The 20500-nt window shown below is 64.2% G+C and carries 15 protein-coding genes and 1 pseudogene; 9 read left to right on the forward strand and 7 right to left on the reverse strand.

All coding sequences use genetic code 11. From position 1 onward, the window contains the following. Positions 1 to 156: 156 nt before the first annotated feature. The 5 genes from NKH12_RS25715 to NKH12_RS25735 all read right to left on the reverse strand — a co-directional run bounded on the left by NKH12_RS25715 (position 157) and on the right by NKH12_RS25735 (position 6682). Positions 157 to 1002: a fumarylacetoacetate hydrolase family protein gene (locus tag NKH12_RS25715; protein ID WP_352955718.1), complete on the reverse strand. Its 846-nt coding sequence runs from the start codon at positions 1000 to 1002 to the stop codon at positions 157 to 159. A 161-nt stretch (positions 1003 to 1163) separates the two neighbouring features. Beyond that, positions 1164 to 1895: an SDR family oxidoreductase gene (locus NKH12_RS25720; RefSeq protein WP_352955719.1), complete on the reverse strand. Its 732-nt coding sequence runs from the start codon at positions 1893 to 1895 to the stop codon at positions 1164 to 1166. A gap of 196 nt (positions 1896 to 2091) precedes the next feature. Beyond that, a complete protein-coding gene (locus NKH12_RS25725; protein WP_352955720.1) occupies positions 2092 to 4464 on the reverse strand; it encodes an aldehyde dehydrogenase family protein in 2373 nt (790 codons plus the stop codon). A 166-nt stretch (positions 4465 to 4630) separates the two neighbouring features. Next, positions 4631 to 5695 carry a deoxyribose-phosphate aldolase gene (gene deoC / locus NKH12_RS25730; RefSeq protein ID WP_352955721.1) on the reverse strand — a complete coding sequence of 355 codons (1065 nt, stop codon included), beginning with the start codon at positions 5693 to 5695 and terminating at the stop codon, positions 4631 to 4633. A gap of 159 nt (positions 5696 to 5854) precedes the next feature. Next, entirely contained in the window at positions 5855 to 6682 is an 828-nt protein-coding gene (locus NKH12_RS25735) for a ferredoxin--NADP reductase (RefSeq protein WP_352955722.1), read from the reverse strand. A 220-nt stretch (positions 6683 to 6902) separates the two neighbouring features. Between NKH12_RS25735 and NKH12_RS25740 the strand changes: the two genes are divergently transcribed. From NKH12_RS25740 to NKH12_RS25780, 9 genes are all read left to right on the forward strand, one after another. Beyond that, on the forward strand, positions 6903 to 9002 hold the full coding sequence (locus tag NKH12_RS25740) for a hydantoinase/oxoprolinase family protein (protein WP_352955723.1): 2100 nt from the start codon (positions 6903 to 6905) through the stop codon (positions 9000 to 9002). A 1-nt stretch (position 9003) separates the two neighbouring features. Continuing rightward, positions 9004 to 10749 (forward strand): hydantoinase B/oxoprolinase family protein, encoded by a 1746-nt coding sequence (locus NKH12_RS25745; protein ID WP_352955724.1) that lies wholly within the window; start codon positions 9004 to 9006, stop codon positions 10747 to 10749. A gap of 208 nt (positions 10750 to 10957) precedes the next feature. Next, a complete protein-coding gene (locus NKH12_RS25750; RefSeq protein WP_352955725.1) occupies positions 10958 to 12085 on the forward strand; it encodes a transporter substrate-binding protein in 1128 nt (375 codons plus the stop codon). Beyond that, the gene (locus NKH12_RS25755) at positions 12082 to 12681 is read left to right on the forward strand and encodes an ANTAR domain-containing response regulator (protein WP_352955726.1); all 600 of its coding nucleotides are present in this window, start codon (positions 12082 to 12084) and stop codon (positions 12679 to 12681) included. Before NKH12_RS25750 ends, NKH12_RS25755 begins: the two co-directional genes overlap by 4 nt. Continuing rightward, positions 12659 to 13567: an ABC transporter permease gene (locus tag NKH12_RS25760; protein WP_502910848.1), complete on the forward strand. Its 909-nt coding sequence runs from the start codon at positions 12659 to 12661 to the stop codon at positions 13565 to 13567. The genes NKH12_RS25755 and NKH12_RS25760 overlap by 23 nt, the downstream gene beginning before the upstream one ends. Then, positions 13564 to 14484 (forward strand): ABC transporter permease, encoded by a 921-nt coding sequence (locus tag NKH12_RS25765; RefSeq protein ID WP_352955727.1) that lies wholly within the window; start codon positions 13564 to 13566, stop codon positions 14482 to 14484. The genes NKH12_RS25760 and NKH12_RS25765 overlap by 4 nt, the downstream gene beginning before the upstream one ends. Before the next feature lie 91 nt (positions 14485 to 14575). Beyond that, entirely contained in the window at positions 14576 to 16171 is a 1596-nt protein-coding gene (locus tag NKH12_RS25770) for an ABC transporter substrate-binding protein (protein ID WP_502910849.1), read from the forward strand. Then, positions 16161 to 17105, forward strand: a complete 945-nt coding sequence (locus NKH12_RS25775; RefSeq protein ID WP_352955729.1) for an acetamidase/formamidase family protein — start codon at positions 16161 to 16163, stop codon at positions 17103 to 17105. The genes NKH12_RS25770 and NKH12_RS25775 overlap by 11 nt, the downstream gene beginning before the upstream one ends. 208 nt (positions 17106 to 17313) lie before the next feature. Beyond that, positions 17314 to 19098, forward strand: coding sequence for an ABC transporter ATP-binding protein (locus NKH12_RS25780; protein WP_352955730.1), 1785 nt, complete (start codon positions 17314 to 17316; stop codon positions 19096 to 19098). Positions 19099 to 19220: 122 nt separating this feature from the next. On the opposite strand, the gene NKH12_RS25785 is transcribed toward NKH12_RS25780, so the two are convergent. Beyond that, positions 19221 to 20129: a nitrilase-related carbon-nitrogen hydrolase gene (locus NKH12_RS25785; RefSeq protein ID WP_352955731.1), complete on the reverse strand. Its 909-nt coding sequence runs from the start codon at positions 20127 to 20129 to the stop codon at positions 19221 to 19223. A 27-nt stretch (positions 20130 to 20156) separates the two neighbouring features. Next, positions 20157 to 20240, reverse strand: a pseudogene (locus NKH12_RS25790) (RidA family protein); the annotation flags it as partial. Between the last annotated feature and the right edge of the window lie 260 nt (positions 20241 to 20500).

Below are 20500 nucleotides of genomic sequence, written 5' to 3' on the forward strand. Positions count from 1 at the left end.
GTCGCCGTCATGCGCAAGCTCATCACAACCCTCAACGCTATGGTGCGCACCAACAAACCCTGGAATCCGGCTTTCGTTTGAAGCACGGTTGCTCAACCGTCTTGGCGCTACGCGCCAATCCACCTTCTCCCACAACAAGGGGAGAAGGCAGAGCGCCTACAAATCCGCCTTGAACGTCTGCTTCTGGATGCCCAGCCCTTCGATGCCGAGCTCCACGACGTCGCCGGGCTTCAGGAACACCGGCGGCTTCATGCCCAGCCCGACGCCGGGCGGCGTGCCGGTCGAGATGATGTCGCCCGGATGCAGCGACATGAACTGGCTGAGGTAGGAAACCAGGTAGGCGACGCCATAGACCATGGTCCTGGTCGAGCCGTTCTGCATCGTCTTGCCGTTGACCTTCAGCCACATCGGGATGTTCTGCGGGTCCTTGACCTCGTCCTTGGTCACCAGCCACGGGCCGATCGGCCCAAACGTGTCGCAGGACTTGCCCTTGGTCCACTGGCCCTGACGCTCGGCCTGGAAGGCGCGCTCGGAAACGTCATGCGCGACGCAGTAGCCGGCGACATAATCCAGCGCCTCGGCCTCGGTGACATATTTGGCTTTTCTGCCGATGACCACGCCAAGCTCGACTTCCCAATCGGTTTTCACCGAGCCGCGCGGGATCAGCACGTCGTCATCAGGCCCGACGATGGCCGAGCTTGCCTTCATGAAGATGATCGGCTCCGGCGGCACGACGGCGCCGGTCTCGGCGGCATGGTCGGAATAGTTCAGGCCGATGCAGATGAATTTGCCAGTGCCGGCGACGCAGGCGCCGATGCGCGGCTTGCCGGAAACTGCCGGCAGCGATTTCGGATCGAGCTTCGACAACGTATCGAGCGATGCCGGGTCGAGCGCCTTGCCGGCAATGTCGGTGACATGGGCGGAGAGGTCACGGATTGTCCCGTCCGCATCGAGCAGGCCGGGGCATTCGCTCCCCGCTTCGCCATAGCGCAGCAGTTTCATAGAATTTTTCTCCCAGTTGCGACCAGAGGCCGTTTGCAAACTCGCTCCGCTGCGGCGAATGGCGTGGTTTTCGAGAACCGGAGCGGAGCGTACTTAAAGTACGTGAGCCTAGGTAAGCACAGACGCCGCGTCAGGCGCCCGGCAGAATAGGATTTTGACTCCTAGATCGACCAGCCGCCGTCGATATTATAAGCCTGTCCCGACGTATAAGTAGCACCGGCCAGATAGACGGCGAGATCGGCGATTTCCTCGGGCGTGCCGAGGCGGCCCATCGGCTGGCGGGCGATGAAGGCGGCGCGGGCTGCCTCGTAGTCGCCCTGCGCATGCATGCGGTCCTGCAGCGACGGGCTTTCGACCGTGCCCGGGCAGATGGCATTGCAGCGTATGCCCTTGCCGACATAGTCGGCGGCAACAGATTTGGTCAGGCCGATGACGGCAGCCTTGGTCAGCCCATAGACGAAGCGGTTTGGCACGCCCTTGGTCGAACCGGCCAGCGACGCCATGTTGATGATCGAACCGTTGCCGCGCTCCAGCATGCCGGGCAGCACGGCGCGGATGGTGCGGATCATCGAGCGAACGTTGAGATCGTAGGCAAAGTCGAGGTCGGCGTCCTTCATCTCGAGGATCGAGCCCGAATGGACGAAGCCGGCGCAGTTGAACAGCACGTCGACGGCGCCGATCTCGGCAAAGGCGGTTTCGACCGCCTCGTCGTTCAGCACGTCGAGCTTGCGGGTCTTGATGCCGGGGGTCCTGCCAAGTTCGGCGAGCATCACCTCGTTGATGTCGGTGGCGTGGACAACAGCGCCCGCCTTGGCGAAAGCCAGCGCGCTCGCCCGGCCGATGCCTTGTGCCGCCGCCGTGACGACAACGATCTTGCCTGCCAGATCCGCCATGCTTTTCTCCTCGCCTGTCTGCGATCGCCCGGTTTTTACCGGCCCAGGGCCAAGGCACAATGTGCCAGACGGACGGCTACCATGCCGCCTGTTCCGATATTCGCCTGCGGGCCAAATGTTTTTTCTCGGTAAAGAACATCTTTTGGCCCGTCAAGCCCGAACGCTTCTCGTCCGACGCTGCGCGAAAAGCGACAGCTCAGTCGCCGTAGGGCACCCAGACGTTCTTGACCTCGACGGCACGGCGCAGGAAAGCATCGCCGGCGGCCTCGGCCGATGCCCAGTCGAGGCTGCGGCCGTTGCCGGTCCAGACGCGCTTGAGATTGCCGACAGAGTCGGCTTCGGCCTTGGCGCAGGTCTCGGCATCGGCGAACACCCAGAGCCCGTCGACGTCGTCATGCTTGGCCAGCACGCCGGCGAGCTCGGCGCTGCGGCCGGTGACGATGTTGATGGCGCCGGCCGGGACGTCGGAATATTCGATGACCTGGTAGAGATCGGTGGCAAGCAGCGGATATTTTTCCGAAGGCACCGCGACGACGGTGTTGCCCATGGCGAGCGCTGGCACCACCAGCGAGATCAGGCCAAGCAGGGGCGCATTGTCGGGCGCCATGATGCCGAAGACGCCGACCGGCTCGTGCAGTGCCAAGGTGACGGCGCGGGCCGGCGGCTGGTGGACACGGCCCTCGAACTTGTCGGCCAGGCCGGCATAGAGGAACAGCCGCTCGATCGACATCTCGACCTCTTCGCGCGCGGCCTTGGCGGTGGCGCCGGTAAGCTCCGTGAGGCGGGCGGCAAATTCGCCCGCGCGGCCGGACAGGTTCTCGGCCAGATAGTAAAGCACCTGGCTGCGGTTGTAGGCGGTCGCCTCCGGCCAGCCCTTGCAGGCACGTGCAGCCGCGACGGCATCGCGGATATCCTTGCGGCTGCCGAGACCGACCTCGCCGGCAAGCCTGCCCTTGGCGTTGGCGACGGCAAGCGAATAATTGCCGTCCGGCCTGACCTGCTTGCCGCCGATGAACAGCTTTGCCGTGCGATCGATGGCGTCGCCTTCCGCCTGCTCGACAGGTTGGGCCGTAGCCGTTGCCGGCTTGATGGCCGGGCCGAGCGGCAGTTTCGCCGAGAGATATTCGAACATGCCCTCGCGCCCGCCTTCGCGGCCAAAACCGCTCTCGCGGTAGCCGCCGAAGCCGCAGGCGGCGTCGAACATATTGGTGCCGTTGACCCAGACGACGCCGGCCTTCAATTGCGGCGCGACGTGCAGCGCAAGGTTGACGTTTTCGCTCCACACCGAGGCGGCCAGGCCGTAGCGCGTGTTGTTGGCGAGCTCGATCGCCTCCTCGGTGTTGCGGAAGGTCATGGTCGCCAGCACCGGGCCGAACACCTCCTCCTGCGCCAGGATGTTGGCCGGCGAAACGCCTGTCGCCAGCGTCGGCAGATGGTAATAGCCGGAGGGCGGCAGCGCCACATCCGGCTGCCAGCAGACGGCGCCCTGCTTGGCGCCTGCGGCGACCAGCCCCTTGACGCGATCGAGCTGGGTCAGGTCGACCAGCGGGCCGATATCGGTGTTCTTGTCGAGCGGGCTGCCGACGCGCAACCGGCTCATCCGTGTCTTGACCTTGGCGATAAAGGCCTCGGCGATGCCTTCCTGCACCAGCAGGCGCGAGCCGGCGCAGCAGACCTGGCCCTGGTTGAACCAGATGCCGTCAACCAGTCCCTCGACGGCGCTGTCGAGGTCGGCGTCCTCGAAGACGACGAAAGCCGACTTGCCGCCAAGCTCCAGCGATATTTTTTTCCCTGATCCTGCAGTGGCCTTGCGGATGATCTTGCCGACCTCGGACGAGCCGGTGAAGGCGATCTTCTGGATGCCGGGATGATTGACGATGGCCGCACCCGCCTCCGGCCCGCCCTGGACGATGTTGACGACACCCTTCGGCACGCCTGATCGTTCGCAGATCTCGGCGAACAGGATGGCGGTGAGCGGCGTGAATTCGGCCGGCTTGAGCACTATCGCGCAGCCGGCGGCCAGCGCCGGCGCGATCTTCCAGGCCAGCATCAAAAGCGGGAAGTTCCAAGGGATGATCTGGCCGACGACGCCGACGCCCTTCTGATCAGGGAAATCCTTGTCCAGTGCCTGCGCCCAGCCGGCATGATGGATGAAATGACGGATGGCCAGCGGCACGTCGATGTCGCGGCTTTCGCGGATCGGCTTGCCGTTGTCGATCGATTCCAGCACCGCGAACAGGCGCTGGTGGCGCTGCATGGCGCGGCCGATGGCATAGAGCACTTTGGCTCGGCTGTAGCCGGAGCTGGCGCTCCATTTCGGCAGCGCTTTTGTGGCGGCCGAAACCGCCGCGTCGATATCGGCAGCACCGGCATCCGACACCTTGGCCAGCAGTTTTCCCGAAGATGGTTCGTTGGTGTCGAAGGTATTGCCGCCGCCGGCTGCTTTCCAGTCGCCACCGATGAACAGCGCTTTGGAAAAATCGCGCGCCGCAAGCCAGCCATCGGCCTCGTTGCGGGCCTCCGGCGCCGGGCCGTAGTCCATGGCATGATAGCGTTCGAGAATGTTCATCGGGCGCCTCCTTTACCCTCCCCCTTGCGGGGAGGGTCGATCGGCAAAGCCGATCGGGGTGGGGGTAATTGGCTATTGGCTTGGTTCATTGCACGGCTACCTGATTCCTTTGACCCCCCCCCCGCCGCTTCGCGGCGACCCTCCCCACAAGGGGGAGGGTAGGACGCTACGCCATCGCGTGGCGATGGTTGGCCGAATAATGACCGGTCAGATGGTGCTCGAGCTGGCGCTCGATGTCGGTCAAAAGGCTCGACGCGCCGAAGCGGAACAGGTCTGGCTCCAGCCATCGCCGGCCAAGCTCTTCCTTCATCAGCACCAGCCAGTCGAGCGATGCCTTTGCCGTGGAAATGCCGCCGGCCGGCTTGAAGCCGATGAGGTAGCCGGTCTCCTCGAAATAGGCGCGGATGGCGCGCACCATGGCAAGGCCGACCGGTAGCGTCGCGTTGACGCTTTCCTTGCCGGTCGAGGTCTTGATGAAGTCCGCGCCGGCCATCATCGCCACCATCGAGGCGAGCATGACGTTGCGCAGCGTGGCGAGGTCGCCGGTGCCGAGAATAACCTTCAGATGCGCCTCGCCGCAGGCGGCGCGCATCGAGACGATCTCGTTATAGAGTTCCTGCCATTTCGCCGCGAATACCAGGCCGCGCGGAATGACGACGTCGATCTCGTCAGCACCATCCCTCACCGAAGCTTCGATCTCCTGCAGGCGCGTCGAAAGCGGGGTGAGGCCGTGCGGGAACGCTGTGGATACCGCGGCGACATGAATGCCGGTGCCGCGTAGCGCATCGACGGCGGTGGCGACGAAGGGATGATAGACACAGACCGCCGCCGGGCGGATCTTTTCACCAGTAATGCCGAGCCCTTCGACGATGTCGCGGCGGAACGGATTGACCGCCTTGGCGCAGAGCCGGCGGACGCGCTCGTCGGTGTCGTTCGAGTTCAGCGTGGTCAGGTCCATGCAGGCGACGGCGCGCAGCAGCCAGGCGGCCTGGTTGTCTGCCTTGATCGAGCGCCGCTTGGTCAGGCTGGCGACACGCCGTTCCAGCGCCGAGCGGTTGACGCTGCGCATCGATTCCATGAAGCCGAGATCGAGCTTCATGCCGGGATTGCGGGCAATGCCGTGCGCTTGCGGCGCCGGCGCATTGGCGGCGGTGCGCGCCGGCAGCGGCGTGATCTTGGAAGGTCCCAATCTGTCGGCACTAAGATCGGCTTCGCGGATTGTGCTGCTCATCTCCTGCCCTTTCGTTCGACGACTTATGCCGAAGATAGACCGTGAAGCAGCGCTTCACGAGTCCTTCGGGCGGTCATAACGGAAAAAGCCTGCGAAAGCAGCTGATTTTGACCGCATGGTCAAATCAGAGTCTGAAAGCAGCGAACGCTGGACTGCGTCTCAGCCGACGAAGGCGCGCTCGACGACGAAGCTTGCCGGATGGTGCAGCGAGCCTTCCTGGAAGCCGAGGCTTTCGGCCAGTTCCTTGACATCCCTAAGCATGTGCATCGAGCCGCAGATCATGATGCGGTCGGTCTCCGGGTCGAGCTTGTCGATGCCGAGATCGGCATAGAATTTTCCCGAGCCGATCAGCGCGGTGATGCGGCCCATGCGCTCGGAGGTCTCGCGCGTCGTCGAATTGTAGAGCGTGACGCGGCCACCAGTCAGCTCGCCGATCAGCGGGTCGTTCTCCAGCTCTGCAACCAGCTCCTGGCCGTAGGTGAGTTCGGCATTGTCGCGGCAGGTGTGGGTCAGGACGACCTGCTCGAATTTTTCATAGGTATCGGGATCGCGCAGCAGGCTGGCGAAGGGCGCGATGCCGGTGCCGGTCGAGATCATGAACAGGCGCTTGGCCGGGGTCAGCGCGTCGACAACCAGCGTGCCGGTCGACTTCTGCCGCATGATGACGGTGTCGCCGATCTCGATCTTCTGCAGCTGCGAGGTCAGCGGGCCGTCCGGTACTTTGATCGAGAAGAATTCCAGTTCGTCGTCCCAGGCAGGGCTGGCGATCGAATAGGCGCGGAACACCGGCTTCTCGGCGTTGGGCAGGCCGATCATGACGAACTCGCCGGAGCGGAAGCGCAGCGATTGCGGCCGGGTGATGCGAAACGAAAACAGCCGGTCGGTATAGTGCTTCACCGAGACGACGGTTTCGGCATAGACATTGGCCGGTATTGGGAACTGCAGCGGCCGGGCGCCGGCGGTGTTGAGCGCGGATGTGGTGTTCATCAAACCTAACCTTCTGGCCAACCCGAGGGCGCTGACGCCAAACCTTCTCCTGCGCGCCCGAACCGATCAGGTTCCGGCGTGCCGTTTGCACACTGCGAAGCGGTAAGCTCTTGTGTCCGGAATTTATTAGTATACAAATGATATTTGCGTCAAGACGCCAGCGTGAAACACCTTTCCAAACTGAGACATATCTGTAGTCCTGACATTTCGGGTTTCGACAATGGAAGAGAATTTTTCGGCGCAGACGCTGGATTCCTCGGGCAGCGTCGTCGCCGGCATCGACGTCGGCGGAACCTTTACCGACCTGCTTCTGATCGACGGCCGTCACGGTGGCAAGGTGCATATCGCCAAGACCCCGACCACGATCGACAACCAGGCCTTCGGCGTCGTTTCGGCGCTCGGTGCCACCGGCTTCCCCATCCGCGGCATCGACCTCATCGTGCACGGCACGACCACCACCACCAACGCGGTGCTCGAACGCCGGCTGGCGAAAACCGGCATGATCACCACGCGCGGCTTTCGCGACGTCATCGAGCTTGGCCGGCGGACACGGCCGCAGGCCTATGGCATGACGGGCAGCTTCGTGCCGATCATTCCGCGCAATCTGCGGCTTGAAGTGTCGGAGCGCGTCGAAGCCTCGGGCGCGGTGCGTATCCATCTCGACGAAGCCGAGATGCGCGCGGCGATTTCCCAGTTGATCGAGGCCGGCTGCGAATCCCTGGTCATCCATTTCCTGCATTCCTACGCCAATCCGGCGCATGAACGGCGCGCGGCCGAGATCGCCGCCGAGCTTTGGCCGAATAGCTACATCACGACAGGCCATGCGCTGCTGTCGGAAGCGCGCGAATTCGAGCGCGGCGTAACCGCTTCGGTCAACGCCTCGGTACAGCCGATCCTCGAGCGCTATGTCGAGCGGCTGCGCAAGGAACTGGGATCAAAAGGCTATGCCCGCGACTTCCTGATCATGAACGGCAATGGCGGCATGATCTCGGCCCGCTTTGTCACACGTGAGTCGGCCAAGACCGTGATGTCCGGCCCGGCGTCCGGTGTCATCGCCGCCGCCTATACGGGAAAACGCGCCGGCTTCGAAAACCTGGTCACCTACGACATGGGCGGCACCTCGACCGACGTGGCGCTGATCCGCAATGCCGAGCCCGCCGTGTCGAACGAAATCGAGATCGAATATGCAATGCCGATCCATGTGCCGATGGTGGCGGTGCATACGGTCGGCGCCGGTGGCGGCTCGATCGCCCGTGTCGATGCGGCGGGCCTGATCCAGATCGGCCCGCAAAGCGCCGGCGCCAATCCCGGCCCGATCTGCTACGGCCGCGGCGGCAGCGAGCCGACCATCACCGATGCCAATCTGGTGCTCGGCCGGCTGGCGCCGAAGAAGCTGCTTGCCGTCGAAAATCCGGTCACCGTCGAACACGTCACCGGGATATTCGAGGACAGGATCGGGAAGGCGACGGGCCTGTCCGGCGTCGAGGCGGCTGGCGCGGTGCTGCGGCTCGGCAACATGAAGATGGCCGGCGCCATCCGCATGGTGTCGGTGTCGCGCGGCCACGACCCGCGCGATTTCGCGCTGTTCGCCTTTGGCGGCGCCGGGCCGCTGCATGCGACAGCACTGGCGCGCGAGCTTGGCCTGCCAAAAGTGCTGGTGCCGGCGCGGCCGGGCATCACCAATGCGCTCGGCTGCGTCGTCGCCGATCTCAGGCACGATTTCGTTAACACCGTGAACCAACCGGTGGCCAGTCTTGATGAAAGCCAGCTTCACGCGATATTGGAACGGCACCGAAACGAAGGCGAAGAGCTGATCGGCAAGGAAGCGGTGAAACCGGAGACGATCCGCGTCACCCATTCCGCCGACATGCAGTTCGTCGGCCAGACCCATATCATCAACGTGCCGCTGCCGTCGTCTTCGGTGACGCGCGAGGTACTGCAGCAGCTGTTCGAAAAGGCCTATTTCGCCCGCTTCAAGGTCGAGCTGCCGGAAATCCGCGCCAATCTGGTCAACCTCAATACGTCGGTGACCGGCGTGCGGCCGGCGATCGATCTTTCGCGATTGATCGACCCGGCTGGTCGCGCCAAAACGCTTGATGAGGCGCGCCGCGAAATCCGGCCGGTCTGGTATGGCGGACACTGGCACCACACGCCGGTCTATAGCAGGGAAAAGCTGCCGCTCGATGCCGTCATCGAAGGGCCGGCGATCCTCGAACAGATGGATGCCACCACCGTGCTCGAGCCCGGCGACCGGGCGCGATCGGACGCCGACGGCAACATCATCATCGACATCGGCATTGAGTGGGTTAGTGGGGCCTGAGATGGAAAAGCTCGACGCGATCACGCTTTCGGTCATCCAGGCGGCGCTGCAGCAGGTCTGCGACGAGATGGACCTGACGTTTTCGCGCGCCGCGTTTTCGCCTGTTATCGCCGAGGCCAACGACCGCTCCGACGGCATTTATTCGGCCGTCGATGGTTCGCTGATCGCACAGGGCAGCCAGGGCCTGCCGGTGTTCGTCGGCGTGATGCAGTATTCGACCAGAACGGTGATCGAGATGATCGCCGACGGACGCTGCCTGCCGCCCGAGCCCGGCGACATCTACATCGTCAACGACCCCTATCTCGGCGGCACCCACCTGATGGATGTGCGCTTCGCCATGCCGGTCTACAGGGATGGAAAGATTTTCTGCTGGCTGTCGAACACCGGCCACTGGCCCGATATTGGCGGCTCGGTGCCGGGCGGCTTTTCCGCCTCGGCAACGGCGGTCGAGCAGGAGGGCCTTCGGCTGCCGCCGGTGAAACTGTTCAAGAAGGGCGTGCTCGATCGCGAAATCTACGCCATCATCTGCTCGAACATCAGGGTTGCCGACCAGCGCATCGGCGACATCCGTGCGCAAGCGGCGGCCCTGCTGATCGGTCAGGACCGGCTCAACGGAATCTTGGATCGTTACGGCAACGAAATAGTCGTCGAGGCGATCGCCGAACTGCGCCGCCGCGCCGCCGAACAGATGCGCGCCAACATATCAGCCATTCCCGACGGCATCTATCGCTCCAAGGCCTTCGTCGATTCCGACGGGGTGGTGAACGAGCCGCTGACCATCGCGCTCGCGGTGGAGAAACAGGGCGACACGCTCAGCTTCGATTTTTCAGGCTCGTCAAAACCTTGCGCCGGGCCGATGAACAGCGTTCTGGCGACGACGTTGTCCTCGGTCTACCTCGCCATGCGTCATATTTTTCCGGATGTGCCGATCAGCGCCGGCGCCTTCGAGCCGCTGATCGTCAAGCGGCCGGAAGGCACCTTCCTCGACGCCAAATATCCGCGCCCGGTCTCGGGCTGCGCGGCCGAGGTTTCGCAGCGCATCGCCGAGGCGGTGTTCGCGGCGATGGTGCAGGCGCTGCCGGCCAAGGTGACGGCGGCCCCGGCCGGCTCCAGCGGCAATTTCGCGCTCGGCGGCAACGATCCGGCGCGCGGCCGCGACTACGTCATGTACCAGATCTCCGGCGGCGGCTATGGCGGCAATGCCGGTCATGACGGCCTGACCAATGGCTGCTCGACCATCGGCATCTCCAAATCGCCGCCGGTCGAAATCATGGAGCAGGCTTTTCCGGTGCTCTACCGCCACTATGCCCTGCGCGAAGGCTCGGGCGGCGCCGGCAAGCATCGCGGCGGTTTTGGGCTCGCCTATGAGGTCGAGATCCTGCGCGGCGACGCCCGCGCCTCCTTCGTCATGGACCATGGCCGTTTCGGTCCGCAGGGCGCACTCGGCGGCAAGGACGGCGCGGTCAACACGGTGACCGTGTTCCGCGACGGCAAGGAACATGTGCCGCCGCACCTCTCCAAGGAGCAGGACATCGCGCTGAAGGCCGGCGACCGCGTGCGCGTCGGCACGCCGGGCGGCGGCGGCTATGGCGATCCGTTGCAGCGCGATCCGGAACTGGTGCTGAGGGATGTCGCCCTAGGATACTATACAGCCGAGGACGCTGGCGAAAAATTTGGTGTCTCCCCGTCGACGAATGGGCTGGCGATCGACCGGGCGGCGACGGACGAGAAACGCGCCCACCGCTGAGATAGGACGAATTCTCGGCGAGGCCCCTCGCGCAACCAGACGCAACGCGGTCACGTTCCCGGCCCTCACTTTCCCGCTTGACTGACCCGCCGTACGGAATACGCTGATGGGGAAAATACCGGCTCCGACCGCCGGGCGGCAAAAATGCCTCGTATGCCTCGCCTTCCGCGGCGGCGGCTGCGGGGCATTGTTATTTTTGGGGATTTGCTTGGGACGGCGTATCGAAATCGGCATCCTTTACTCGCGGTCGGGCAACTACCGCCTGCTGTCCGAATCCTGCCGTTCGGGTGCGATGACGGCCATCGCCGATGTCAACGCCGATCCCGCCATCCCGATCGAATTCGTTCCGGTGGAGCGCGACCCGCAGGGCAACATCGATGGCTACGCGACGGGCTGCGCCGACATTCTCGGCAACAGCGGCGCGCGCCACATCATTGGCTGCATCACGTCATGGAGCCGCAAGGAGGTCATTCCGATCCTCGAGCGCGCCGGCGGCACGCTCTGGTACGCCTGCCCCTATGAGGGCTTCGAAGCGAACGAGCATGTCGTCTACATGCACGCTTGCCCAAACCAGCATCTCGTCCCGCTGCTGGCCCATGTCGTGCCGCGCTTCGGCGCCAACGGCTTCCTGCTCGGCTCGAACTACATCTGGGGCTGGGAAACCAACCGTGTCGCCCGCGACCTGATCGCCGATGCCGGCGGCAAGGTTTTGGGCGAACGCTATCTGCCGCTCGGCGAGGTCGATGTCTCCAGGCTGATCGCCGAGATCCAGGCGACCCGGCCGGAGTTCATCCTGAACAACCTGATCGGCTCCTCATCCTACGCCTTCATCGCGGCCTATGCCGAACTTGCCGAACGCGACCCGCATTTCAGGCCGGAGCGCTGCCCGATCCTGTCCTGCAATCTCACCGAATGCGAGTTGCCGGCGCTCAATGATGCGGGCAATGGTCACCTTTCCGTCGGACCGTACTTTCACGACATCTCGGCAGCGGATCGCCAGGGCGATTCGGCGCCCTCCATCATGCCTGCCTCGTCCTTCGAGGCGGCGGCCTATGCCTCGGTGCGGACGCTTGCCGAAATCCTCGCCCGCAATCCCGGCGCACAATGGCCGGACCTTCCCCAGGCCTTTGCCGGAACCTCGTTTCGAACCCCGCTCGGCGACATCTCCATCGATCCGCAAACCCAGCACGCCACCTTGCCGGTGCAGATCGGGCGCATCGAGGGGACCGCATTCAAGACCGTCACGCTGACCAAGGGAGTGGCGCCCGATCCCTATCTGTCCCGCTATGACCGGACCGAGACGTTCGGCCGCCCACGCCTGAGGGTGGTGTCGTGAGCAAGGTCCCGCGCATCCCGAATCTCGGCGGCGCCAGGGCCTTTGTCCTGCATCGTCCGCATCCGACGGTGCAGGCGATCACGCGGCAATTGTCGGCCATCGGCCTCGACACGGTCGGCTGCTGGCCGGAACTGCCGGCCGAGGCGCTGGCAGCGGATTTCGTCTTCTTCGATGCCGACCTCGGCTTCGACGAACAATTCCCATGGGCGCCGGGTGAGGCGCCGATGCCGCTGGTGGCGCTGATCGGCTCCGAAGCGCCGGGCCGCATCGAGTGGGCGCTGTCGCACAAGGCCGACGCCCAGTTGCTGAAGCCGGTCGGCAATGCCGGCGTCTACAGCGCCCTTTTGATCGCACGGCAGAGTTTTGAGGCGCGCAAGCTTTTGGCAGGCGAGATATCGTCGCTTCGCCTGCGCGTCGCGGAGCGCCAGACCATCGTGCGCGCGGTGGAGGCCTTGTCGAAGGGCGCCGAGGACGGCCGCGCCTATGCGCAGCTCCGGTCGCTGGCGATGAGCTGGCAGATCAGTGTCGAGGCGGCCGCGCGCAGGATCGTGGCGATGACGGAAGAAGGCGGCGATGACCAGTCCCATCGCGCCTGATCTTCCGGCAACCGGGCGCATGCCGGTCAAGCCACGCGCCGGCGTCTGGCGGCGCCTGGTCAAGCGTCCTCTGGCATTGATCGGCCTGGTGATCGTTGCCGTCGTCGTGGCTGGCGCCATCCTGGCGCCGTGGCTGACGGGCTACGATCCAAACGAGCAGATGTTTGACGGGCTGACGCTTGAAGGTGCGCCCTTGCCGCCGAATGCCAGCTTCTGGCTGGGCACGGATCTGCTCGGCCGCGATCTGCTGACCCGCATCCTTTTCGGCGCACGCACCTCGCTGATCATCGGCATCGTCGCCAACGGCGTGGCGCTTCTGATCGGCACGCTGGTCGGCGTCACCGCGGGTTATTTCCGCGGCTGGATCGGCAACGCGCTGATGCGCTTCACCGATCTGATGATGGCCTTTCCGGCGCTGCTGCTCGCCATCTGCCTGGCGGCGGTGCTCCAGCCGAGCCTGTGGATCGTTGCCATGGTGATCGCACTGGTGAACTGGGTGCAGACCGCGCGGGTCATCTACACCGAGACCAGCTCGCTCGCCGAGCGCGAGTTCATAGACGCCGAGCGTACGATCGGTGCCAGCGCACCACGCATCCTGTTTCGCCATATCCTGCCGCATCTGCTGCCGACGATCATCGTCTGGGGCACGCTCGGCATCTCGACCACGGTGCTGCTCGAAGCAACGCTCAGTTATCTCGGCATCGGCGTGCAGCCGCCGACCGCATCCTGGGGCAACATCATTTTCGAGAACCAGACCTATTTCCAGGCAGCACCCTGGCTGGTCTTCTTTCCGGGTGCGGCGATCCTGGCGCTGGCGCTGGCCTTCAACCTCATCGGCGATGCGCTGCGCGACATCCTCGATCCGACGCAAAGGGGCCGGGCATGATCGCCTATCTCGGCCGCCGCGTCATTCAATCGCTGCTCATCCTGCTCGGCGTGTCGCTGATCACCTTTGCGTTGCTCTACCTGCTGCCCGCCGATCCCGTCCGACAGATCGCCGGCCGCAGCGCCACGCCCGAGACGGTCGAGAACATCCGTCGGCAGCTCGGCCTCGATCAGCCCTTCTTCATCCAGTACTGGCACTATCTGACCAGCCTGCTCAGCGGCGATCTCGGGCGCTCCTACATCCAGCGTTCCGAGGTCACGGAGCTCATCGTCTCGCGGCTGCCGGCAAGCCTGCTGCTGATGGTCGGCGCCATCCTTTGCGAGCTGGCGATCGGCCTGACGATGGGCCTGCTTGCCGCCGTCAGGCGCGGCACCGCCACCGACCAGACGCTGATGGTCGCGTCCTTTGTCGGCGTCTCGGCGCCGCAATTCGTCGTCGGCCTGCTGCTCCTTTATGTATTCGCCGTGCGGCTCGGCTGGTTTCCGATCGGCGGCTACGGCACCTGGCGTCATTTGGTGTTGCCCTCGCTGACCATGGGGATCCTCGGCGCCGGCTGGTACGCCCGCATGATGCGCTCGTCGATGATCGACGTGCTGCGCCAGGACTATATGCGGACCGCTCGCGCCAAGGGCCTTGCGCGCGGCGCCATCATTTTCCGCCATGCACTGCCCAACGCCATCCTGCCGGTCATCGCCATGATCGGCATCGACATCGGCATCTTCATGGGCGGGATCGTGGTGGTCGAAAGCGTGTTCGGCTGGCCCGGCATCGGCCAGCTTGCCTGGCAGGCCATCCAGCGCGTCGACATTCCGATCATCATGGGTGTCACCCTGGTTTCGGCCTTCGCCATCGTGCTCGGCAATCTCCTGGCCGACACCGTCGCACCGTTCATCGATCCGCGCATCAAGCTCAGATGAAAGCCAAAAAAGACCGGTAACAACCAGAGAAAGGGAACACGAGATGAAGAAATTCCTGACCTCCACCGTGGCCATGTCGGCGCTCGCGCTGATGCTCGGCACGGCAAGCGTTCGCGGCGAAGACGCCGTCGATCCGAACGCCAAGCCGGGCGGTGCGATCACCATCACCTACAAGGACGACGTCGCCACGCTCGATCCGGCCATCGGCTATGACTGGCAGAACTGGTCGATGATCAAGAGCCTGTTCGACGGGCTGATGGACTACGAGCCGGGCACCACCAACCTGCGGCCCGACCTCGCCGAGAGTTACGAGATCGCCCCCGACGGCAAGACCTTCACCTTCAAGCTGCGCCAAGGGGTGAAGTTCCACAATGGCCGCGAGATGACTGCCGACGACGTGAAATATTCGCTTGATCGCGTCACCAATCCGAAGACGCAGAGCCCGGGCGCCGGCTTCTTCGGCTCGATCAAAGGCTATGACGATGTCGCTGCCGGCAAGGCAGAAAGCCTGGCGGGCGTCACCGTCGTCGACCCCTACACGATCAAGTTCGAACTGACCCGGCCCGACGCCACCTTCCTGCATGTCATGGGCATCAACTTCTCGCATGTCGTGCCGAAGGAGGAAGTCGAGAAATACGGCGCGGACTTCGGCAAGCATCCTGTCGGCACCGGGGCTTTCAAGCTCGCCGAATGGACGCTCGGCCAGCGCGTCGTCTTCGAGCGCAACCCGGATTACTGGCACAAGGGCCTGCCGCATCTCGACAAGATCAGCTTCGAGATCGGGCAGGAGCCGATCGTGGCGCTGCTGCGCCTGCAGAAGGGCGAGATCGACGTCCCCGGCGACGGCATCCCGCCGGCCAAGTTCCAGGAGGTGATGGCCGATCCCGAGCAGAAGGCCCGCGTCGTCGAGGGCGGCCAGTTGCACACCGGCTACATCACCATGAATACCACCATGGCGCCCTTCGACAATGTGAAGGTGCGGCAAGCGGTCAACATGGCGATCAACAAGGACCGTATCGTTCAGCTGATCAACAACCGTGCGGTGCCGGCCAACCAGCCGCTGCCGCCGTCGATGCCCGGCTACGACAAGGAATTCAAGGGTTATCCCTATGACGTGGCCAAGGCCAAGGCTTTGCTTGCCGAGGCCGGTCATCCCGATGGTTTCGACACGCAGCTGTTCGCCATGAACACCGATCCAAACCCGCGCATCGCCCAGGCGATCCAGCAGGATCTGGCGGCGGTCGGCATCAAGGCCAGCATCCAGTCGCTCGCGCAGGCCAACGTCATCGCAGCCGGCGGCGACAAGGCCGGCGCGCCGATGATCTGGTCCGGCGGCATGGCCTGGATCGCCGATTTCCCCGATCCGTCGAACTTCTACGGGCCGATCCTCGGCTGCGCCGGCGCGGTTCCGGGCGGCTGGAACTGGTCATGGTACTGCAACAAGGATCTCGACGCCAAGGCGGCGGAAGCCGACTCGGTCGTCGACCCGGCCAAATCAGGCGAACGTGCCAAGATGTGGAGCGCGATCTACGACAAGATCATGGAAGACGCGCCCTGGGCGCCGGTCTTCAACGAGCAGCGCTTCACCATGAAATCGGCCCGGATGGGCGGCGCCGACAATCTCTATGTCGACCCCGTCCATATCCCGATCAACTATGACAATGTGTATGTGACCGATGTGCAATAACTGCGACTACACCATCCACGGGCGCCATCACCATTTCGGCTGGGACAATTCCTTTGTCCCGACTGAGCGGGTAGCGCCCGGTTCGACGATCGAGTTCCAGTGCCTCGATTCGTCGGGTGGCCAGCTTCAGGCCGACAGCACTGTTGCCGACGTCGCCAAGCTCGACTTTGACAGGATCAACCCGGTGACCGGGCCGATCTTCGTCGACGGTGCTGAGCCGGGCGATGCGCTGAAGGTGACGATCGAGATGTTCAAGCCGTCCGGCTTCGGCTGGACGGGGAACATTCCGGGGTTCGGCCTGCTCGCCGACGACTTCCCGGAACCGGCGCTGAACATCTGGACATACGACGCCGCCTCGCTCGAACCGGCGCTGTTCGGCAGACAAGCCCGCGTGCCGCTGAAACCCTTTGCCGGCACCATCGGCAACGCGCCGGCTGAAATGGGCCTCCACTCGGTGGTGCCGCCAAGGCGCGTCGGCGGCAATCTCGACATCCGCGATCTCGCGGCCGGCACCACGCTCTATCTGCCGGTGGAGGTGGCCGGTGCGCTGTTTTCGGTCGGCGACACGCATGCCGCGCAGGGCGACGGCGAAGTGTGCGGCACGGCGATCGAAAGCCCGATGGATGTCGTGCTCAAGCTCGACCTGGTCAAGGATATCAGGCTGAAGACACCGCGCTTCACCACGCCAGGGCCAGTGACGCGCCATCTCGATGCCAAGGGCTACGAAGTGACGACCGGCATCGGACCGGACCTGATGACGGGCGCCAGGGAAGCGGTCTCCCAGATGGTCGACCTGCTTGCCGGCCGCTACGGAATGGACCCGGTCGAGGCCTACATGCTGGTTTCGGTCTGCGGCGATCTCCGGATCAGCGAGATCGTCGACATGCCGAACTGGGTGGTGTCGTTCTACTTCCCGCGCTGCGTCTTCGAATGACGTTGAGTCGGCGTGGCACCCCCCTCTGTCCTGCCGGACATCTCCCCCTCAAGGGGGGAGATTGGCAGTTTCGTCGTCCCGCCTTTCCTCAACCCGTGGCGAGTGGCGAAAGCCGAGGCGAAATCCGATCTCCCCCCTTGAGGGGGAGATGGCCGGCAGGCCAGAGGGGGGCGCGACGGAATAAATCCCTCGCAGAGTTGCGCCTGCGATGACCAGCGAAACAAAGCCCATCCTCGACATCACCAACCTCTCCGTCAGCGTACGCGGCGAAGACGGTGGGCGCGAAGTCGTTTCGGATCTTTCCCTGAAACTCAACCGCGGCGAGACGCTGTGCATTGCCGGTGAATCCGGCTCCGGCAAATCGATGACCGCGCTGGCGATCATGCAGTTGCTTCCGCAGCCGGCCGCCCGGATAGAATCCGGCACGATCCGGCTTCGTGATATGGATCGAGGCGACATCGATCTGGCGGTGCTCGATGAGCGCCAGATGCGCCGCATTCGCGGCGACCGCATCGCGATGATTTTTCAGGAGCCGATGACCTCGCTCAATCCGGTGCTGTCGATCGGCCGGCAGCTGGTCGAGTCCATCGAGGCCCATACCGGTCTGTCTCGCGCCGAGGCGCGCCGGCGCGCCATCGAGGCGCTGAAGGCTGTCCGCATCCCGGAAGCCGAAAGCCGGCTAAAGCAGTTTCCGCACGAACTGTCCGGCGGCATGCGCCAGCGCGTGATGATCGCCATGGCGCTGGCGCTGAAACCGGATGTGCTGATCGCCGACGAGCCGACGACGGCGCTCGATGTCACCGTGCAAGGCGAGGTGCTGGAACTGCTGCGCGATCTGCAGCGCGAGCATGGCACCAGCATCATCCTCATCACCCACGACATGGGCGTGGTTGCCGAAATGGCCGATCGCGTCGTCATCATGCGGCACGGCCGCATGGTCGAGCAGGGAACAGCCGCCGATATTTTCGCCAGGCCGCAAGCCGACTACACGCGTGAACTGCTCGCTGCCGTGCCGCGCATTGGTACCGGCGTCGGCCGCCAAAAATCCGCCGAACAAAAATCCGTCGAAGCGGAAATGCCCGGAAGCGTGGCGGTGGTCAACGATCTGCATGTCCATTTCGACCTGCGCGGTGGCTTCTTCGGCCAAGTGAACCGCCGTGTCCACGCCGTCGAAGGCGTCAGCTTTTCGATCGCGCCGCACGAGACGCTGGCGCTGGTCGGCGAATCCGGCTGCGGCAAGTCGACCACCGCCAAGGCGCTGGCCGGGCTGGTGCCCTACCACGGCGATATCGTGATCGGCGGGCGCAATCTGGCGGGCCTTGGCCGTGACCAGCGCAAGGCGGTTCGCCGCGACGTGCAGATGATTTTCCAGGATCCCTATGCCTCGCTCGACCCGCGCATGCGCGTCGGCGATCTCGTTGCCGAGCCGCTGTTGATCCATGGCATCGCCTCGAAGGAAGAGCGCAGCCAGCTTGTGGCGACGCTGTTCGAACGCGTCGGCCTGTCGGCCGACCAGATGGAGCTCTATCCACACGAATTCTCGGGCGGCCAGCGCCAGCGTATCTGCATCGCCCGCGCGCTGGCGCTCAGGCCCAAGCTCATCATCGCCGACGAAAGCGTTTCGGCGCTCGACGTGTCGGTGCAGGCCCGCGTGCTCGACCTGCTGAAGGAACTGCAGCGCGAATTCGGCATCGCCTATCTGTTCATCTCGCACGACATGGCGGTGGTCGAGAACATTTCCGATCGTGTCGCCGTCATGTATCTCGGCCAGATCGTCGAAATGGGCACCCGCGACCAGGTCTTTTCGAACCCGCGCCATCCCTACACGAAGCGCTTGATCGAGGCCGTGCCGGTGCCCGATCCGGCAAAGCGCCGGCCGCGTTTCGCGCGTCTCGACCAGGAGATCCCGAGCCCGACTCGAAAAATCGGCGAAGACCCGCCGAAACTGGCCCTGAAGGATCTTGGCAACGGTCATCTCGTTGCTGTTTCCTAGAGCATTTTGCAGCCAAACGTCTTCGTTTGGCGTCCGACAAAATGCGTTAAAACAAAGAGTTAGGGCGCCGTTTTGGTTCCACCAAAACGCAAAGCGCTCTGACGCCAGCGAGGGCCGTCACCTCAAACCTGATCCGCGATCAGCCGATATTGGTCGGGCCGGCGATATTTGGCGAAGTCGAAATTCACCTTGCGGCAGACGGCGATCAGGTCGAGATCGGCGCGATGGACGATCACCTCGTCGTCGAGCGACATCGCCTGCGCCGCGATTTCGCCGGTCGGGGCGATGATGCAGGAGCCGCCGATCAAGGCCTGGCCGTCCTCGACGCCGGCCTTGGCCGCTGCCGCGACCCAGACCGTGTTCTGATAGGCGCCGGCCTGCATCGGCAGGTGGTTGTGGAACATGCGCAGATGCGCCAGCGCCGGCGCCTCATCGAGCAGCAGCGGCGTGTTGTAGCCGATCAGGACGATTTCGGCACCGTTGAGACAGAGCATACGGTAGGTCTCCGGCCAGCGCCGGTCGTTGCAGATGGCCATGCCGACGCGCACGCCGCGATAGACGAAGACCGGAAAACCGAGATTGCCGGGCTCGAAATAACGTCGCTCGAGATGGACGGTCGTGCCCGGTTCCGGCTCACTCGATCCCGGCACATGGATTTTGCGATAGCGCCCGACAAGCTTGCCGTCCTGCCCGACCAGATCCATCGTGTTGAAGCGGCCCCCGTCGACGCGCGTCAGCTCGGCATAGCCGAGCGCGAAGCCTATCTTGAGCCGCGCCGCGGCTTCGTAAAGGCGCTGCGTCTGCGGGCCCGGCATGGCCGGTTCGAAGAACGCCTCGATCTCGGCCTGGTCGTCGATGCGCCAGCGCGGAAAGAAGGTTGTCAGCGCCAGTTCGGGAAATACCGCGATTTCGGCGCCGGCGGCGGCCGCTCTTTCCAGAAGCGCGACGAGCCGGTCCACCGTTTCGGCCCGTTGCGCGCTTTTCTGGATCGGGCCGGTCTGGCAGACCGCGATGGTCAGGTCTCGAGCCATGGCGTCGTCTCCCCAATAGATTGCAGCTCAGGCTGCCGCGGTCACCATGATCTCGACGCGGTAGCCGTCGCCGGCGAGCCGGGCCTCGACCGTCGCCCGCACCGGCATGGCGCCGATGCCGTTCTTCGATCCTGACGGGGTCAGGCTGAGGGCCTAGTTTAGCGGCCAAGCTTCATCATTCGTTTCGGTCACAGACATTCGCGATTGACAGAAGCCTTCCTCAACTTCGTCATCCCTGGGCGAAGCAGGAGCGAAGCGACGTCGCGGAGACCCTGGGATCCATATGTGGACGGCGCCCTGTCTGCAATGGTTGGCGTCAGGCAGTTTCGATCGCTTGCGTCCATATGTCCGGCCTGTTGGTGCGGTCGTTT

It is taken from the genome of Mesorhizobium sp. M1322 (assembly GCF_040318085.1).
GTDB lineage: Bacteria > Pseudomonadota > Alphaproteobacteria > Rhizobiales > Rhizobiaceae > Mesorhizobium.

Coding starts and splice junctions, on each gene's coding strand:
- NKH12_RS25765 (WP_352955727.1), top strand. CDS start 13,564: ATGATCGCCTATCTCGGCCGCCGCGTCATTCAATCGCTGCTCATCCTG.
- NKH12_RS25725 (WP_352955720.1), bottom strand. CDS start 4,464: ATGAACATTCTCGAACGCTATCATGCCATGGACTACGGCCCGGCGCCG.
- NKH12_RS25775 (WP_352955729.1), top strand. CDS start 16,161: ATGTGCAATAACTGCGACTACACCATCCACGGGCGCCATCACCATTTC.
- NKH12_RS25785 (WP_352955731.1), bottom strand. CDS start 20,129: ATGGCTCGAGACCTGACCATCGCGGTCTGCCAGACCGGCCCGATCCAG.
- NKH12_RS25760 (WP_502910848.1), top strand. CDS start 12,659: ATGACCAGTCCCATCGCGCCTGATCTTCCGGCAACCGGGCGCATGCCG.
- NKH12_RS25735 (WP_352955722.1), bottom strand. CDS start 6,682: ATGAACACCACATCCGCGCTCAACACCGCCGGCGCCCGGCCGCTGCAG.
- NKH12_RS25715 (WP_352955718.1), bottom strand. CDS start 1,002: ATGAAACTGCTGCGCTATGGCGAAGCGGGGAGCGAATGCCCCGGCCTG.
- NKH12_RS25770 (WP_502910849.1), top strand. CDS start 14,576: ATGCTCGGCACGGCAAGCGTTCGCGGCGAAGACGCCGTCGATCCGAAC.
- NKH12_RS25740 (WP_352955723.1), top strand. CDS start 6,903: ATGGAAGAGAATTTTTCGGCGCAGACGCTGGATTCCTCGGGCAGCGTC.
- NKH12_RS25745 (WP_352955724.1), top strand. CDS start 9,004: ATGGAAAAGCTCGACGCGATCACGCTTTCGGTCATCCAGGCGGCGCTG.
- NKH12_RS25720 (WP_352955719.1), bottom strand. CDS start 1,895: ATGGCGGATCTGGCAGGCAAGATCGTTGTCGTCACGGCGGCGGCACAA.
- deoC (WP_352955721.1), bottom strand. CDS start 5,695: ATGAGCAGCACAATCCGCGAAGCCGATCTTAGTGCCGACAGATTGGGA.
- NKH12_RS25780 (WP_352955730.1), top strand. CDS start 17,314: ATGACCAGCGAAACAAAGCCCATCCTCGACATCACCAACCTCTCCGTC.